Origin of the sequence: Ectothiorhodospira magna (genome assembly GCF_900110965.1) — a bacterium.
Classification (GTDB): domain Bacteria; phylum Pseudomonadota; class Gammaproteobacteria; order Ectothiorhodospirales; family Ectothiorhodospiraceae; genus Ectothiorhodospira; species Ectothiorhodospira magna.
This window is the reverse complement of the sequence record NZ_FOFO01000012.1, coordinates 34,859-52,504: the sequence shown is the minus strand read 5'-3', so window position 1 is coordinate 52,504 and position 17,646 is coordinate 34,859. Positions and strand designations below refer to the sequence as shown.

The following is a 17,646-nucleotide window of genomic DNA, read 5'->3' as shown; positions in this document are numbered from 1 at the left end:
GCAGGACCTGCGGGTGACCATGGCAACCACCATCATCATCCTTGCCGCCGGGCAAGGCACACGCATGCGATCAGCACTGCCCAAGGTGCTGCATCCCCTGGGCGGACGCCCACTCCTTTCCCACGTGATCGATACCGCGCGCTCACTCAGGCCCGACCGGCTTGCGGTGGTCCATGGCCATGGCGGCGATCAGGTCCGTGAGCGACTGGCCGACGCCCCCGTCACCTGGGTGGAACAGCGGGAGCAGCGGGGTACCGGCCACGCCGTGGCCCAGGCCCTGCCGGTGGCCGGTCCCGATGACCGGGTGCTGATCCTCTACGGCGATGTCCCCCTGGTGGGTGCCGCCAATCTACAGGCCCTGCTGGACGGCCTGGACCACCACGCCCTGGCGGTGCAGTCCATGATCCTGCCGGACCCCACCGGCTATGGTCGCATCATCCGCGATGACCAGGGCAGGCCCTTGCGCATCGTCGAGCAGAAGGATGCCGACGCCAGCGAGCAGGCCGTGAACGAGGTCAACACCGGTTTCATGGCGGCCCGTCGCGCCGCCCTGACGGGCTGGCTGGACCAGCTCTCGCCGGACAACGCCCAGGGTGAGCTGTATCTCACCGACTGCATCGGTCTGGCGGTGGCCGAAGGCGCCCCGGTGACCGTGATCCCGGCCACGGATGCCGATGGGTTCATGGGCATCAACGACCGGGTGCAACTGGCGGCCATGGAACGCCTGTATCAGCGGCGTCAGGCCGAGGCCCTGATGCGCGCCGGCGTCACCGTCATGGACCCCGCCCGGCTGGACATCCGCGGCACCGTCACCGCCGCCCGGGATGTCACCCTGGACGTCAACGTGATCCTGGAAGGTCATGTGGTGCTGGGGGAGGGGGCGCATATCGGCCCTCACTGCGTGTTGACCCATGCCCATGTGGGTCCTGGTGCGGTGATCCGCGCCCACAGCGTGATCGAGGATGCCCGCATCGGCCCCGGTTGCACCATCGGTCCCTTCGCCCGTCTGCGGCCCGGCACCGAACTGGACGACGGGGTGCATGTGGGCAATTTTGTCGAGATCAAGAAGAGCCGGGTGGGGCAGGGCAGCAAGATCAACCACCTGAGCTACGTGGGCGATACCCGGGTGGGCCGCCAGGTCAACATCGGTGCCGGCACCATCACCTGCAACTACGACGGGGTGAACAAGCACCAGACGGTGATCGGCGACCACGCCTTCATCGGCTCCAACACCGCCCTGGTGGCCCCGGTCACCATCGGTGAGGGTGCCACCATCGGCGCCGGTTCCACCATCAACCAGCCGGCCCCGCCGGGCCAGCTCACCCTGACCCGCGCCCCCCAGGAAACCCGCCCGGATTGGCAGCGGCCGGTGAAGAAGCGCTGAGTAGAAAACGCCCTTCTTCCCCGAGTGGACGGTAGCCGTACACAAAAATTCGGCCACCCCGTCAAACCACCCCTCGCTCCGACCCCACCGGCTCGGAGAGGGACCCGAAGACCAGCAGAGGGATAGACCCACCATGTGCGGAATCATCGGCGCCATCGCCCAGCGTGATGTGGAACCCATCCTGATCGAAGGTCTGCGCCGCCTGGAATACCGCGGCTACGACTCCGCCGGTCTGGTGGTCCTGAACCCGGATGCCGGCCTGCAGCGGGAACGGGCCGTGGGCAAGGTGGAAGCCCTCGCCCAGCGCCTGGCCGGTGACGGCCTGCGCGGCACCCTGGGCATCGCCCACACCCGCTGGGCCACCCACGGTAGCCCCACCGAATACAACGCCCACCCTCACATGAGCCGTGACCACATTGCCGTGGTCCACAACGGCATCATCGAGAACTACGCCGAGATCCGCGGTGAACTCAAGGCCAAGGGCTACACCTTCACCTCGGACACCGACACCGAGGTGATCGCCCACCAGATCATGGACTACTGCCTCCAGGGGCTGGATCTGCTGGAATCGGTGCAACGGGCGGTGACCCACTTCACCGGCGCCTACGCCCTGGGCGTGATCGCCCGCGATCAGCCCGACCGCCTCATCGCCGTGCGCCAGGGCAGCCCGCTCATCATCGGCGTGGGCATTGGCGAGCACTTCATCGCCTCGGACATCCAGGCCATGCTGCCGGTGACCCAGCGTTTCATCTATCTGGAAAACGGTGATCTGGCGGAGCTGCGCCGGGATCAGGTGCGACTTTTCAACGCCGAACTGCAGCCGGTGGAACGGCCACTCACCGAAAGCAGCCTCACTGCCGGGGCCGCCGACCGGGGCCGCTATCGGCACTTCATGCTCAAGGAGATCCACGAACAGCCCCGGGCCGTGGCCGAAACCCTGGAGGGCCGCCTGTCCGGTGACGGGGTGCTGGAAGGCATCCTGGGCCCTGACTCCGAGGCCCTGCTCAAGCGGGTGAAGTCGTTGCAGATCCTGGCCTGCGGCACCAGCTACCACGCGGGCATGGTGGCCGGCTACTGGATCGAGGGTCTACTGGGTCTGCCCTGCCGGGTGGAAGTGGCCAGTGAATTCCGCTATCGCCGCCATGCCGTACTGCCCGACTGCCTGTTGCTGACCATCTCCCAGTCCGGCGAGACCGCCGACTCCCTGGCCGCCCTGCGGCAGGCCCGGGAAGATGACTACCTGGGCGCCCTGGCCATCTGCAACGTGCCGGAAAGCTCCCTGGTGCGAGAGTCCGACATGGTCCTCATGACCCATGCCGGGCCGGAGATCGGCGTGGCCTCCACCAAGGCTTTCACCACCCAGCTGGTGGCCCTGTTCCTGCTGGTCCTGGCCCTGGGCCGTCATCACGGCCTGGATGCCGCCCGCATCCGGCATTTCGTGGAACAGCTCCGCACCCTGCCGGCGGTGATGGAAAAGGTGCTTCATCTGGACGCGCCCATCGAACGCCTGGCCATGAGCCTGGTGGAAAAGCAGCACGCCCTGTTCCTGGGGCGGGGCTGCCATTACCCCATTGCCCTGGAAGGTGCCCTCAAGCTCAAGGAAATCTCCTACATCCACGCCGAGGCTTATCCCGCCGGCGAACTCAAGCATGGCCCCCTGGCCCTGGTGGACGCGGACATGCCCGTGGTGGTGGTCGCTCCCAACAACGCCCTGCTTGAAAAGCTCAAGTCCAACCTGGAAGAAGTCCGGGCCAGGGGTGGTCATCTGCTGGTCTTTACCGACGACGTGGAAGCCCTGGGTCACGACGGCGCCATCCAGAGCCTGGCGGTGCCGCCGGTGGACGACTGGCTGTCCCCCATCATCCACACCATCCCCCTGCAACTGCTGGCCTATCACACCGCCGTGCTCAAGGGCACCGACGTGGACCAGCCCCGTAACCTGGCCAAGTCAGTGACGGTGGAGTAGGGGGCGGCGTCTTCGGTCCTATTTGTGTGGGATGAAACTTTATTTTCATCCCACAACCGTTGTCAGGATTGCGGGAATTGAAATCTGTCTGGCAGGTAGATACATATGTTGACACCTGTTTTCATGCCGACTATGGTAGGCCCATTGTGCGTCCATGGCGGTTGGCCGGGGGGGTGATATGCAAAGCCAAATCAAGCGTTGGGGAAACAGCGCGGCTGTGCGCCTGTCCAGCAAGATTTTGGCTCAAGCCAAACTGGACATTTCCAGCCCGATCACCATTGATGTGAAGGCCGGAAAAATTGTGATCGAGGCTGCCGAGAAGGCGCCGCGCAAGGTCAACCTTCCCTTCTCGGAAGCCGAGCTGCTGAAAGGGCTTGATGCCCATGGTGCTCACGCGGACGAGCTTGCCCGACCCTCCTCGGCCGAGGTGGGGGATTGATGGTTCAGTACGTTCCTGATCAAAACGATATTGTCTGGCTGGACTTCGAGCCCACCAAGGGCAAGGAGATCGGAAAATACCGACCAGCGCTGGTATTGTCATCCAGGCAGTACAACGGGCAGACTGGATTGCTGATCTGCTGCCCAATCAGCACAAGCATTCGCGGTACTGCCACCGAGGTTCCCGTGAGTAATCTGGACAAGCCTTCCGTAGTCGCGTCAAGCCTGATCCAGACCCTGTCCTGGAAAGACCGGAAAGCCGATTTCATCACCAAGGCCGAGAACGGCGTAATGGATCAGGTGCTGGTCCGCATTCTCCCCCTGATCGGGGCGGACAGCGTGATTGAGAAATTCGTTTCCTGACCCCGTTTGCAAACGCCACCTACCCGGCGTGATCGGGCAGGAACGCTCCGTGAAAGCCGAAGGGCAGGGGGATGGGCAGGGTGGCCCGCGCCCGTTCCTCCAGGGTGCGGGCATCCAGGATCAGCAGGTGACTGGTGCCGGCGGCGGCGTCCAGGATCACGCTCAGCAGCACGCCATCGTCCTCCTCGGTGGCGCCGGGTCTGGGCACGAACACCGGTTCGCCGGGGTAGCCGTCGGCTTCGCTCCAGGTCAGGTGCGTGCCGCGTCCGACATCCAGCTTCACCAGTTCATCCATCAGCGCCCCGGGGACATGGTTGCCGGTTCCGTAGACGTAACGATAGTCCCGTCCACCGCATCGGGTGGCATGGATGCGGGGTAACTCCAGTTGCGCCAGGCAAAGCCTGGGAAAGGAGGAGGACACGTCTAAGGAAACGCTGATTTAATTTCGCCCCGCAGCGCCTCAGCGAGTGCTTGGACCGAGTGTCCATGAGATAATGGCGACCAGGCAATCCGGAGGCAAGTGCATGAAGCAGATGGGCTTTTCCGAGTTGGAGTTCGCCGCCAAGAAGAAGCGGACGCGCCGAGAGCGCTTTCTGGAGCAGATCGAAGCGGCGACGCCTTGGTCGCTGCTGGTCGAGCAGATTGAGCCGTTCTACCCGAAGGGGAAACGGGGCCGGCCGCCGATCGGGATCGAACGCATGCTGCGCATGTACGTCGTGCAGCAGTGTTTCGGATTGGCCGACGAGGCGACCGAGGACGCGGTGTACGACAGCCAGTCGATCCGGGCCTTTGTCGGGATTGATCTGAGCCGCGAGGGAGCTCCGGACGCGACCACGCTGCTCCACTTCCGTCGTCTGCTGGAGAAGCATGAGTTGACCCGGGTGATCTTCGAGGCGATCCAGGGTCATCTGGCAGCCCAAGGTCTGCTGTTGCGCGAGGGGACGATCGTGGACGCCACGATCATCGCGGCACCGCCGTCGACCAAGAACCGAGCAAAGGCGCGGGATCCGGAGATGCACCAGACCAAGAAGGGGAACGAGTGGCACTTTGGCATGAAGGCACACATCGGTGTCGATGCGGTGTCGGGACTGGTACACACGGTCGTCGGCACGGCCGCGAACGTCAGCGACATCTCGCAGGCCGCGAACCTCCTGCATGGTGAGGAGAGCAGCGTGCATGCGGATGCTGGGTACATTGGTCTCGAGAAGCGTGCGGAGATCCAGGACCGAGACCTCAGTTTCGTCATTGCCAAGAAACGCAGCGAGGTGCGCAAGCTGCCGGAGGGACCCGCACGTGACGCGGCCCGTGCCGAAGAGCGTTCCAAGGCGCAGGTGCGGGCGATCGTTGAGCATCCGTTCCACGTGGTGAAGAACCTGTTCCGGCACGCTGGGATACCGAAAACGCCCTTTTGTTCAGCACTTCCTTAGACAAAAATTATGATGATACTTTAACGCTTTTGGTCATCATCCCGGCGAAGATTGGGTGACTTGGTTGGTCATGAATTTATTTATATAAATAATTGATTTTTAAGGTTTTTTTGTGTATTTTGGGCGCGAGGTAATTTCCTTTTGTCGTCGCGCCAATGATGAAACTTTATTTTCATCCCACAAACCCCTGGCGTCAATCCCATGCCGCGTCCCTTGCCTGTTCAGCCTTCCGACGGTGTCAGCCGGAAGGCTTCGTGGCAGGCGATACAGACTTCCTGGGCGCCGTGCAGGCGCTGCAGGATGCGGGTGCCGTCCGCGCCCTGACGGGCATCCTCCGCGATCTGCATGAACTCCTGACGCATCTGGCGCATCATGCTCCCCCAGTGGGGCGGCATCACCGCCTGCATCCTCTCGGGCCGGGTTCGGCCCGTATGGTCCCGGGTGAGTTCCACGTCGTGGGCCTCCGGGTCCCTGATCCTCATGGGCAGGGTCAGGCGGGCCATCTCCACCACCTTGTCCATGTCCTCGTCCAGCACGCCCCGCAGCACGCCGTTGGAAGCCTGCAGAAACTCCCGCATGTGTTCCAGCAGATGATCCCGATCCGCCGGCGGCAGGATGATTTCCTGGCGGGTGTCCGACCAGGCCGTCCCGGCCTGGAGCAGCAGCGCCAGCAAGACGGTGGCCGCCGCGCCCTTCAGGCGAGGGCGCGGGATGCGGGGATGGCGTGTATCCGGCATGTTGTGTGTCCTCAGAGGAAATACCGCAGGCCGATCCGGTAATAGCGGCCCGGATCGGAGAACAGGCTGGTGTCGTTGCGCCGGTCAAGCAGGTTGTCGATGCCGCCGTAAAGCTCCAGTCTGCGCCAGCTGGCGGGATGGAAGCTGGCGTTCAGGTCGGCCACGGTGTAGGCCTCGTCCTTGTCAGTGTTGGCGGCATCCAGATAGCGCTCACCCACGTGCCGTACCCGCAGCTGCCACATCTGGGCATCATTCGGGGTCCAGTTCAGCCCGGCGACGGCCACGTTTTCCGGGGTGCCGCTCAGGGTCAGGCCCGTATCCCGGTTTTCCGCATCCAGCCAGGTGGCCGACAGGGCCAGATCCAGCTGCTGGCCCAGGGGCATGTTCAGGCCGGCTTCAATACCCTTGATCCGCGCCTCGCCCACGTTGCGGAAGGTGATGTATGGGACATCGGCGGGCTGTTCCGTCACCCGCTCCACCCGATCCCGGAAATCGGTGTGGAACGCCGTGAGGGTATAACGCCCCGGACCCAGGCGACCCAGCAGGCCGATCTCGAAGGTTTCGCTGCGTTCGGGTTTCAGGTCGTGGCGGGTCTTGCCCACGTCCGCGTCCTCCACATGGGCGCCCAGCATCAGGGTGCCGTTGGGGTTGACCTGTATGACGTCATAACTGCGGGATTCGGCCACCTTGAAGCCCTGGGCATAGTTGAAGCGCAGCCGGGTATCACCGGTCAGGGCCAGTACGCCGCCCACCTTGGCGGAGGTGTTGTCCTCGCCCACGGAGGTCTCGTCGTAGCGAAGGCCATAGACCAGATCCAGGCGCTGGGTGGCCTGCCATTCGTGCTGGACGAACAGGCCGCCGTCCCAGCGTCCATCCATGTCCCGATATTCGGCGCCGGCCAGCAGGGTGTGCCGGTCGTCCGGGCGCCAGGTCCCCAGCAGTTCGTTGGTCAGGACCTGGGTGGTGGTATTGCGTTCTGCCGTATTGGAGTCCCCCCGGGCCGCAAACCCCAGGTCTTCCCAGGGCAGGGCGGTCACCGAGCGGGATTTTTCGTAGCGGCTGTGGTGAATCCGGTAATTGACGTTGAAATGCCCATCCGGCTGCCAGTTCAGGGCGGCGGCCAGATCGGTGCGCTGGTTGTCGTCGGTCCAGCGGGTGGGCACGTTGAAGGCGGGGAAGATCTGACCGTTGGCGTTGTTGGTGTAGTGGGTATTGGTTCGTCCCGTGTTCACGTAGTCCCGGGTGCGGTTTTCTTCCATCCAGCCCAGTTCCAGTTCCGCCTCCAGGGTGTCCGTCAGGCGACGGTTGAGGATGATGCCCAGGTTGTAGACGTCCGCCTCGTCCAGACGCTGTTCATCGAACCGGTATTGGTCCTGGATGTTGCGCAACGGGGAATTGGCATTGCCGTGGGTGGAGGGGGGCACCCGGTTGCCGGTGACCCGTACATCGGCGGTGGTTCCCACCTCGTAGGCATTGCGGGTCGTGGCGTTGGCAAAAAGGCTGAATTGGGTCAGCGCATCGCCCCCGTACAGATTCGCGGCGGCGGTGTAGCGTTCCGCGCCACCCCCGTCCCGGACACCCGCCTGCACGTCCACGCTGCCACCGAAGCCCTCGCCCGGCTGATGGGTGATGATGTTGATCACGCCCCCCATGGCATCGGAACCGTACAACACGCTGCCCGGCCCCTTGACGATCTCGATGCGCTCGATCTGGCCGGCGGTGAGGCGGTTGAGCTCGTAGCGACGGCTGGGTTCCCCCAGTACACGGCGGCCGTTGATCAGGAACACCGTGTCCTCCCGCGCCGCGCCGCGGATGGAAAGGCTCAGGCCTTCGGCGCTGACGAACAGGGCGGAATGATTGCGCAGGATGTCGGCCAGCAGGACCGAACCGCTGCGCTGGATGTCTTCCCGGGTGATCACCTCCACGGTGCCGGGACTCCGTTCCAGGCTGCGTTCAGTGCGTGTGCCGGCGGTGACCGTGACGGCCTCCAGGGTCACGATCTCGCCGGTATCCTGGGCCTGCGCTCCGCCGCCGGCCAGCAGCGAGAGGGTGACGGAGGCACCGATCAGGGGCAGCCGACGGGAGGCTTGACGGAAGTGATCCGCCTGGGTGTCGGCGGTACGCTTGCCGTGGCGGGGCGTGCTGTCTTGCATGCAGGATTCTCCAGGCCTGGAACCGGGGTCGGGTTCGGGTAGTGGATGGCCTGGCTGGCTTTGCCGAATGATCGGATGGCTGGCTTGGCGGATCGTATCACGCTATCAGTATAAATATTGATAATCGTTATTTTTTATATTAATTTTACTGTGTTTTTCGGTGCTGTCATTGATCGTTTGCAAAATCCAGCACCCGGTCAGCGTGAAGAGATCAAGCTTGAGTCGCAGACACCTTTCCCTCTTTCCCTCCTCACAGCGGCCACACCACCAGCAGCAGGGGTATGGAGACCGCCACCACGATGATCTCCAGGGGCAGGCCCAGCTTCCAGTAGTCGCTGAAGCGAAAACCGCCCGGACCGAGGATCAGGGTGTTGTTCTGATGGCCGATCGGGGTGAGGAAGGCGCAGGAGGCACCGATGGCCACCGCCATCAGGAAGGCGTCGGGGCTCACGCCCAGCGCGGCGGCGGTGCCGATGGCAATGGGACACATCACGGCGGCGGTGGCGGCATTGTTCATCAGGTCGGACAGGAACATGGTGACCACCAGGATCAGCGCCAGCCCGACAACGGCATGACCCTGCGCCACGTTCTCGATCAGAAGGCGGGCAATCAGGTCCGCCGTGCCGGTGGCCTCCATCGCCCCCGCCACCGGGATCAGGGCACCCAGCAACACGATCACCGGCCAGTCGATGGCATCGTACACCGCTCGCGGCGGCACGGTGCGCAGGGCCATGGAAGCCAGCACCCCGATGGCGAAGGACACTGCCGCCGGCAGCAGTCCGAAGGCGGCACCGCCCACCGCGAACAGCATGATCAGGCTGGCCTCCCAGATCTTGCGCTTGTTGGGGATGCGCAGCTCCCGCTGGGCCAGGGGCACGCAGGCATTGTCGGAGGCAAATTCCGAGATGGACTCGGGCGGACCCTGCATCAGCAGCAGGTCGCCCGACTGGATCGCCATCGAACGCAGCCGCTTCATCGAACGCTTGCCCTCCCGGGACAAGGCCAGCAGGTTCACTCCGTAGCGCGTGCGCAGGAGGATGTCGCTGGCCGAGCGTCCGGACAGGGGCGAGTTGGGCAGTACCGCCAGTTCCATCAGCACGATGTCACCGGATTTCAGCGGGGCTTCGGCGGCCTCGGTGTCATCGCCGTCGCCGTCGTCCCGTTTCCCGGCCGTGTCCGCATCCTTGCCTTTTTTATCCTTGGCCGCGGCGGCATCGGCCTTTGCATCCGCTTCGGGGCTTTCGTTCTTCTCGGGCTTGACCTCCTCCTCCAGCTTCAGGCCCAGGATGGACAGCATATCGGTCAATGCATCTGTCTCGGCTTCGATCATCAGGATATCGCCAGCATGCACCTTGCGCCCTGAATTGGCGGCGATGATGCGCACCTCCCCCTGGACCAGACCGATGATCTGGGCGTCCACATCGGCCAGCGCATGCTCGATCTCCCGTAGCCGCATGCCCGCGGCCTTGCTGTCTTCCAGGACGCGCACCTCGGTGATGTAGGCGCCGGATTCAAAGCCCTCGATGCCTGACTGCTTGCGCGCCGGCACCAGCCGCCAGCCGATCAGGGCAACGAACAGCACACCCGCCAGCGCGACGGCCAGCCCGATGGGAGCAAAGTCGAACATGGTAAAACTGCCCAGTCCGGTTTCGGCGCGAAAACCGGAGACGATGAGATTGGGCGGGGTGCCGATCAGTGTGGTCATGCCGCCGAGAATGGTGCCAAAGGCCAGCGGCATGAGCACCTGACCGGGGGTGAGTTCGAGTCGCTGGGACAGATGGATCGCCACCGGCATGAGCAAGGCCATGGCCCCCACATTATTCATGAACCCCGACAGGAAGGCCCCCAGGCCCATCAGCGCCATGAGACTGAGCATGCGTCCGGACTGGGCCGGCAACACGGTGCGCGCCAGCACGTCCACGGCCCCCGACGTCTGCAGACCGCGACTGAGCACCAGCACACAGGCCACCGTGATCACCGCCGGGTGGCCGAACCCGGCGAAGGCCTCGCGGGCGGGTACCAGGCCCACCACCACGCAGGCCAGCAGGGCACCGGCCGCCACCATGTCGTGGCGCCAGCGACCCCACAAGAACATGGCGACCGTTGCGGTCAGGATGGTCAGAATGAGCCATTGATCCTGTGTCATTAGGGGTCAGGTCCGTTGTGTCAGGGATGGGGCAACCTGCTCTTGATCTTGAAATCAAAGCCTTGGTGGAAAGGATTGTTGAGCTGGCGCACCGGAAAACGACGGGATATCCCCACGTTTTTCACCCTTTATTTCCTTGTGAAACAGCAAGATAGGGGAAGATGGGGGTGGACATGCGCCGGCAAGATCGTGTCTCTTTAGAGCCACAGAGCCAAAAGAAGGCCACGGAGATACGCCGATGCGTGCCACAGACCCGATTCGTACACCCCCGGATACTTCTTGTCAACGTGTCCACAGCCCTCGCCTCAGCCCACTGCCATACCGACCACAACGCCAGTGGGCCCATTGTCTGTCATGGCGTGATCAGGGGCATGCCACTCAACGCGGCGTCGCCCTGATCACCGCGTTGCTGGTGGTGGCCCTGGCGACCATTGTTGCGGTGTCGATGGCCACCCGGCAGCATCTGGATATCCGCCGGACCACGAATATCCTTACCCACGATCAGGCCTACCACCTGTCCTTGGGCGCAGAAACCTATGCCCTGCAACTGCTGGGTGAGCGGAATGAGGCAGGAGAACTGCCTTGGGAAGCCTGCCTGTCACCCGTGATCCCGGTTGATCTGGAAGGGGCCGAGTTGTTGATTTGGGTGGAGGATTTACATTGCCGCTTCAATCTCAATGGGTTAATCCGCAAGGATGAGGCTTCCAGACAGGGGTTTATCCGGTTGCTGGAAAATATTGCTCAAGCATCCCCGGAGTTGCGGTTGGACCCGGAATACCTGCTGACCCAGATACTGGACTGGTTTGATCCATCCACGGACCCTCCGGTGTATCGGTCGTTGGACCCCCCCTACCTGAGTGGAAACCAGCCGATGGTCAGTGCCACCGAATTACGCCTGGTGGCCGGGGTGACACCTCCTGTCTGGCAGGCATTGGCGCCCTATGTAACCGCTTTGCCGGATACAATGGCGCCCATGAATCTGGAAATGGCCCCGGATATCCTGCAACGGGCCTTTGGCGGGGAGGGGGAGGCAGAAGCGGTGACGTCCCGATACTTTCGTTTGATGGTGCGCACGGAGTTGGCGGGGCGGCGCTTCTTGCTGTGTAGCGTACTCGATAGCCTGGAGCAGCAGGTGCTGTTGCGGGAACAGACCGCCTGCGATCCGTGAACATGATGCAATGGAGGTCTGCGGTGAACCCCAGCCCGGTTTTTTTACGGCCCACTGATCCCGATGATGCCCAAGCACCCTGGGCGGCTTTGTGGGTGAGGATGGATGGCACTGTGGAGCACTCGGCCCCGGCGCCCCTGGATACACTGGCAAAATCCCTGCCGGAAGGACGCCTGATCCTGCTGGTGCCTGGGGTCAAGGTCATGCTGACCCGGGTGGCAATGCCCACCCGCAACCGTCGGGCCATGTTGAAGGCGTTACCCTATGCCCTGGAGGATCAACTGGCAGATGATGTGGAGGGGTTGCACTGTGTTCCCGGTGCCTGGGATCGACAAGGTCGTCTGCGGGTAGCAGTGGTGGCGATGGCAGACATGGCAATCTGGCAGGATGCGCTGCGTCAACAGGGGCTTGAACCCCGTGAGATAGTACCCGAGACGGCGGTTTTACCCGAGACACAACAGGGCTGGACGGTCTGGCTGGAAGGCCCCATGGCCTGGCTCAATCCCGCTGATGGTGATGGTCTGGCCATGGAACGGGATAATGCAGCCTTTTTGTTGCAGCTGCAGTGGCATGAAACGCCACCGGAACAACGCCCCCAATTCCTGGAAATTCACCGCCATGGTCCGCCCTGGCCCGTAGATGAAGCCATAGCATCCTCAGGACAGACCTTCGGCATCCAGATCAGGCAGACAGTCAGTGCTGAAACCCTGGCTGCAATCATCGTCAAGACCTGGCCCCCATCTCCCCCGTTCAATCTGGCCTGTGGTCCGTTTAATCCTCGTGATGGTTTGGGGCAACAGTGGCGCCCCTGGCGGTTGGTGGCGGCCCTGATGCTGGCGCTGGCCTTGGTCCAGTTCATCGCCCTGGGATGGGAGCTACGCAGCCTGCAGGCGGAGCAGGAACGATTGGCGCAACACATCACCGGGATTTTCCAGCAGACTTTCCCCGGCAGTCGGGTGGTGGACCCCCGGCGTCAAATGCAGACTGCCCTCAACAGCCTGCAGCAGAATCAGGGGAATGACCCGGCAGCATCGGGCCTGGTCGCCCTGCTCACGGCGACTGGCCCGGTGCTGGCTGCCGAGTCTGGACTGGTGATCCAGAGCCTGCGTTATCAGCCCGGTCGACTGGATCTGGACCTGCATTTGGCTGATCTGCAAAGCCTGGACCGACTGCGGCAACGGCTGGAATCCAATCCAGGCTGGAGTGTGGATATTCAATCCGCCAGTACCCGGGAGGACCGGGTCGACAGCCGTATCTTGATTCGCAGTCATCAGCATTCTTCCTTTTAAACCGTCGAGGTGTCGATGATTTCATGGTGGCAAGCGTGCTCATCCCGGGACCGGCGAACGCTCATTATTGGGGGGCTGCTGTTGCTGCTGATCCTGCCCTACGGCCTGATCTGGCTGCCGCTCAATGATCGACTGGACAATGCGGCCCGCACTGTGGAACGGCTCCAGAATGATCTGGACTGGATGATGGCGGCTTCGGCACAGGTGCAGGCTGCCCGGGGTCAGTCCAGTGATCTGCCGAGGGTTCAAGGGGCGCAGTCCCTGCTGGGGCTGGTGGATGCCACGGCCCGACAGGCCAATCTGGCCTCCGGTTTGCGCCGGGTCCAGCCAGAGGGGGCCGGCACGGTTCGGGTCTGGATGGAGCATGTCGCTTTTGACGACCTGTTGCGCTGGCTGGACGGGCTGGTGCAGGAATACGGCATTCAGGTGACCGGTCTGGTGGTGGACCGCCAATCTGAGGCGGGTCGGGTCAATGTACGGCTGGTGCTGGAGGGGCCGGAGGCGTGAAGGCGGCACTGTCTGGTCTGGGCGTCATGGCTTACCTGATATGTCTGCTGCTGACCCTGCCGGCGTCTTTGGCATGGCAATGGCTTGATGACCGGGGCAAAGTGCCTGAACATGTTGAATTGGCAGGCATTTCTGGCACCTTTTGGCAAGGCCAGGCCCGGCAGGTCCGGGTGAATGGGCTGATGCTGTCGGACCTGCAGTGGCAAGTCCGTCCCCTGGCGCTGCTACGGGGTGAGTTGCGGCTGGATGTCCGGCTGCAACTGGCGGGAGGCAAGGCCACTGCCCGTTTGGGTATTCAGCCCTCGGGCCTGGGTGTGCAGAACCTGCGGGCGGATCTGCCGGCGGCTGCCCTGGCTGAGGCCGGTCTGAATGTTCCGCTGATCGTCCAGGGCCGGGTGCTGGCAGATATTGCCCATCTGGAACTGGACTGGCAGGGGCGTTTTGGTCAGGCGACTGGCGTGGTGGGCTGGCTCAATGCAGCTATGGGGCTGCCCGAACCTCTCCCCCTGGGGGATCTGCGTGTGACCTTGCGCGCCACCGAAGCGGGTCATCTGCAGGCTGTTGTTCAGGATCAGGGCGGCCCGCTGTTTGCAGAGGGAACGGCAGCACTGACCCCGGACGGAGCCTATCAGGTGCATCTGCGGCTGGGGACTCGGGAAGGTGCCCGGCAGGAATTATCCCAGGCCCTGGGATTTCTGGGGCGACCGGATCGGGAAGGCCGGATTCCCCTGAATCTGTCTGGACGCTTTTGAGTCGTCGGCCCCCGGTTCATCACTTCATCGTTTCTCCTGCAAGAGGTGTTTTCCAGGCGTGAGCCTGTGTCTTTGCCAGGGCGATGATCCGGCTGTGACAGAGGATTGGAGATTGAGGGAAACCGCAAATTTCATCCGGGAATGAACTATACTCGAAGTAAAAGACATACCCGGGAGTTACTGCCATGACTTGTAACTCTATCCTGTCAAAACACGGCCTGTCGCTGCCAGAACTTCTCCTGAGGTGTGGTAGGCATGGGCCGTGCCGGAAAGCCCGCTTTGGGCATCGCCGGCCCGGGGTGTTGGTTTGCTCCTGCCACGGTAACTCCCCATCTCTACTGCTAATCCCACGGTTTCTGGCCATCTGCTGGCTGGCCCAGCGCAAGAACGGCTTTTGGCTGAACCTCACCAGATCCGGGAGGACCAGTCATGGTATGGAATAAAATCGCAAGTGGCATTCAGCAGGCCGGCAACCAGATCAGTGGTGGCCTTAAACAGGCAGGGAGTGCGGCTGGCAATACACTGGCCGGGGCAGGAAAAGCGATTCACCAGGGTGGGGAGGCCCTTTACGATGGCATCAATTCCAATGTAACCACCTTTGTTCGGGATGTTCGGCAAGCAGATGGTTGGCACGATCTACCTCAAGGCAGCAAGGATGCAGTCCATCTGTCGTTCAGTGTGGTGGGACTTGTCCCCATTGTGGGTATTCCGTTCAACCTTGCCAACATGAGTCTATATGCCATGGATGGGGATTATGTGAACGCTGGATTAAGCGGGATATCCGTCATCCCCGGAGGTGAACTGGCCCGGACGGGGCAAGTGGCCCGTGCAGCGGCCAAGGTTCCCCGGCTTGCCAACGCGTCTGGTTCAATCTGGAAGGCCTACGAAATCCTGTCTTCCTCCCATACCATCTACCAGGCAGTGGATGGTAATTACCGGCCTGACCGGACCTGTCCCGACAGGTCATCTGGCCCCATCCGGGAATACGAAGATTGCAGAGATATCATCACTCCCCGGCCCAGTTTTGTGGTGGACCAGCTTCGAGACCTCCTCGATGAGGCCGATGGACGCCTCCAGAATGGGCCATTGACGCAAGAAGAAGCCCAAACCATCTTCGCTGAGACCCAGGAGGCTGTGATCGGTTTGCTGGGGGATCTAAGGCCAACGATGACGCAAAGGACCTACGAATTCTATGAGTCTCATTTTTTGGCTCAGTTGGATCGAATGGAGTCAAGGATAGAGCGCCAGTTTGCACCGGAACCGGTGCGCTCTGAGTCAGCGATCTTTAGGCAGTTGGGCGGGGGACTCCGTTGGGTCATTGATCGGTTCAATGACAGTGATGGCAGCAAAGAAGACATGGACCAGGCGGTGGCCCGGTTCAAGGAGCGGGTGGGGTCTGCCCTGGATGAACTGGAAGCCAACAACCATGTGTCAGCAGAAGAACGTCAGATGGTGGAAGAACATATCTTTGGGTATCTGGATGCGTTCAGGGACACAGCCCAAGGGCAGTTGGGGGTAGGAGGCGCAGAGTCCGATGGTTCGGTGGTCAGCCGGTTCAGCCACAGTCTGACTCAGATGAGCCGGCATTTGAATGCAGGTTTCATGAATCTTTCCAGCTGGCAGCACCAGGTGGATCGTATCCAGTCTGCTGTGGAGGATACCCGCACCAGGATCGCCTATAGCGCCAGAGGCGGTGTGCATAATCTGCAAAGTATTTCCCATCGGGATTTTCAAGACTGGGGAACGCCCCATGAACTCTCCAGTCTGCAGGAGTCTGCCGGGGTCTATCTGGATAGGGCGCAGGCTATTCTTACAGATACCCTGGACCGCTACGCCGGGGAGGGGTTTGGCCATGTGGCCCCGCTGCAGGAAGCCGTGGATTCTGGGTTCACCATGATTCAAGACAAGCTGGAATCCGTCATGGATGAACTGGATGTGGATACCATGAGTTCAGTGGCTGCCAGTATCCATAATGTGATCCATTCCATGGGAACCCAGGTGACCGAAGCGTTGCTATCTGGTGATCCAGAAGCCATGGAACATGCCATCGCTGCCATTGGAGAGGCGGTATCCAGATTTACGGCCCGGGTGGATCAGATTATGGTGGGAGCCGCCCGTCAGAGGGCTTCGGAGCCGGCCCAGGTCGGGGAGACTGTACCTGAACCGGATTCGGAGCCGTTGCAGCAACTGGTGGGGACGATGCCATCGGGTCCCAGGCGTATGGATGTGGAGGCCGAGGCGAATCGACTGGTAGAGGAAGCATTTAGCCGGGCAGGCACCGTGACCGTGGATGGCGAGGTGATGGACGGTTTGGCCATTGGCGGATCTGTGGGGAGCCAGCTTGAGGATCTGTTCCGTGGTCAGATTCGGGACATGTTGTCCAACAATGCGGATCTCTATGATGTGTATCAGGACGACCGGCGAGAGGTGCACCAAACCGTAGGTCAGGTGATGGCCGCGGTTCGGCAAGGTGTACAGGAACTGATCGAAACCCATGGCCACGGCGAGCAGGTGCAGGGGTTGGTGGAGCAGGTGCTGCAGGATGTCATCCGTGATCTGGAAATGGCGATTCGAGACTACACCTTTCACCCGGACTTCATCCGCAGCCTGGAGACAATCGCCACGGATGCCAGTGGGCAATTACAGTCCATTTCAGAGCAGCTTTCCGGTGGGCCACGGCGCATCAATCCTGGTCCTGGATCACCACATACCATGCCTGCCGATGGTCACCTGCCCACGGGGGCCACAAATCCTGCCGGGCAGATTGATCCGGTTCCCTCTCCGGGGGGCGGCATGGGAGGCCCGCTGCCCACACCAATGACACCCGCTGCCCAGGAAGGGCTGTTTATGGCCGGAAATCCGCCATCGGGCCAACCGGAGTTGGCTCCATTGACACCCGCCGCCCAGGACGGGTTGTTTATGGCTGGGAATCCGCCATCGGGCCAACCGGAATTTGCCCCGTTTCAACCGATCAATCTGCCGGAAAATCCTTCGATCGGCGGATCGAAAAATCCTTTCAGGCAACCTCTTGAAGGTGCCTTGCCTCGCGGGAATCATCCGTCCGTTTGGGATGCATTCAAAGAGGCACTCAATCACCCGGATCGGCCCAACCTTCTGGATGTCAGGGGCTAGGATCCGGGGCGCAGTGGGCCTGTCTGGCGGTTTTGAGCCGCCAGCATCAAGATGGACGGGAATGGCATCAACCGCCAGTTCGACGGTTGTGGTATCTTCATTTCCAGGCTCAAGACAACAAAGATTGCACCTTGAGCACTTTCCGGTGAACACCCCAACCGCTAAAACCCTTCTGGATGATCGC

At 62.2% G+C, this 17,646-nt stretch carries 13 protein-coding genes and 1 pseudogene; 10 read left to right on the top strand and 4 right to left on the bottom strand.

All coding sequences use genetic code 11. The annotated features are described in order from the left end of the window. Positions 1–19 precede the first annotated feature (19 nt). From glmU to BMX62_RS06285, 4 genes are all read left to right on the top strand, one after another. Positions 20–1,384, top strand: coding sequence for a bifunctional UDP-N-acetylglucosamine diphosphorylase/glucosamine-1-phosphate N-acetyltransferase GlmU (glmU, locus tag BMX62_RS06300; RefSeq protein ID WP_202906218.1), 1,365 nt, complete (start codon positions 20–22; stop codon positions 1,382–1,384). A 133-nt stretch (positions 1,385–1,517) separates the two neighbouring features. Then, the gene (gene glmS, locus BMX62_RS06295) at positions 1,518–3,350 is read left to right on the top strand and encodes a glutamine--fructose-6-phosphate transaminase (isomerizing) (RefSeq protein WP_090206077.1); all 1,833 of its coding nucleotides are present in this window, start codon (positions 1,518–1,520) and stop codon (positions 3,348–3,350) included. A 178-nt stretch (positions 3,351–3,528) separates the two neighbouring features. Then, positions 3,529–3,789, top strand: a complete 261-nt coding sequence (locus BMX62_RS06290) for an AbrB/MazE/SpoVT family DNA-binding domain-containing protein (protein WP_238375882.1) — start codon at positions 3,529–3,531, stop codon at positions 3,787–3,789. After that, positions 3,789–4,151, top strand: coding sequence for a type II toxin-antitoxin system PemK/MazF family toxin (locus tag BMX62_RS06285; RefSeq protein ID WP_090206074.1), 363 nt, complete (start codon positions 3,789–3,791; stop codon positions 4,149–4,151). Before BMX62_RS06290 ends, BMX62_RS06285 begins: the two co-directional genes overlap by 1 nt. 19 nt (positions 4,152–4,170) lie before the next feature. Here the strand turns inward: BMX62_RS06285 and BMX62_RS06280 are convergent, their stop codons facing one another. Beyond that, the gene (locus BMX62_RS06280) at positions 4,171–4,572 is read right to left on the bottom strand and encodes a carotenoid oxygenase family protein (protein ID WP_202906217.1); all 402 of its coding nucleotides are present in this window, start codon (positions 4,570–4,572) and stop codon (positions 4,171–4,173) included. Between the two features lie 103 nt (positions 4,573–4,675). Between BMX62_RS06280 and BMX62_RS06275 the strand changes: the two are divergent. Further along, positions 4,676–5,536 (top strand): annotated as a pseudogene (locus BMX62_RS06275) (IS5 family transposase); the annotation flags it as partial. 263 nt (positions 5,537–5,799) lie between these two features. Here the strand turns inward: BMX62_RS06275 and BMX62_RS06270 are convergent. From BMX62_RS06270 to BMX62_RS06260, 3 genes are all read right to left on the bottom strand, one after another. Continuing rightward, positions 5,800–6,315: a hypothetical protein gene (locus BMX62_RS06270; protein ID WP_090206066.1), complete on the bottom strand. Its 516-nt coding sequence runs from the start codon at positions 6,313–6,315 to the stop codon at positions 5,800–5,802. Between the two features lie 11 nt (positions 6,316–6,326). After that, a complete protein-coding gene (locus BMX62_RS06265) occupies positions 6,327–8,468 on the bottom strand; it encodes a TonB-dependent receptor plug domain-containing protein (RefSeq protein WP_090206062.1) in 2,142 nt (713 codons plus the stop codon). A gap of 250 nt (positions 8,469–8,718) precedes the next feature. Then, on the bottom strand, positions 8,719–10,614 hold the full coding sequence (locus BMX62_RS06260) for an SLC13 family permease (RefSeq protein WP_090206057.1): 1,896 nt from the start codon (positions 10,612–10,614) through the stop codon (positions 8,719–8,721). Between the two features lie 238 nt (positions 10,615–10,852). Here BMX62_RS06260 and gspK point away from each other — a divergent pair, with 238 nt between their 5' ends. The 5 genes from gspK to BMX62_RS06235 all read left to right on the top strand — a co-directional run bounded on the left by gspK (position 10,853) and on the right by BMX62_RS06235 (position 17,462). After that, positions 10,853–11,782 (top strand): type II secretion system minor pseudopilin GspK, encoded by a 930-nt coding sequence (gene gspK / locus BMX62_RS06255; RefSeq protein ID WP_090206054.1) that lies wholly within the window; start codon positions 10,853–10,855, stop codon positions 11,780–11,782. A 2-nt stretch (positions 11,783–11,784) separates the two neighbouring features. Beyond that, positions 11,785–13,071 (top strand): type II secretion system protein GspL, encoded by a 1,287-nt coding sequence (gspL, locus tag BMX62_RS06250; RefSeq protein WP_090206049.1) that lies wholly within the window; start codon positions 11,785–11,787, stop codon positions 13,069–13,071. Positions 13,072–13,086: 15 nt separating this feature from the next. Next, positions 13,087–13,578 carry a type II secretion system protein GspM gene (gene gspM, locus BMX62_RS06245; protein ID WP_090206046.1) on the top strand — a complete coding sequence of 164 codons (492 nt, stop codon included), beginning with the start codon at positions 13,087–13,089 and terminating at the stop codon, positions 13,576–13,578. Then, on the top strand, positions 13,575–14,330 hold the full coding sequence (locus tag BMX62_RS06240; RefSeq protein ID WP_090206043.1) for a type II secretion system protein N: 756 nt from the start codon (positions 13,575–13,577) through the stop codon (positions 14,328–14,330). Before gspM ends, BMX62_RS06240 begins: the two co-directional genes overlap by 4 nt. A gap of 429 nt (positions 14,331–14,759) precedes the next feature. After that, a complete protein-coding gene (locus tag BMX62_RS06235; RefSeq protein WP_090206040.1) occupies positions 14,760–17,462 on the top strand; it encodes a hypothetical protein in 2,703 nt (900 codons plus the stop codon). The last annotated feature ends 184 nt before the right edge of the window (positions 17,463–17,646 follow it).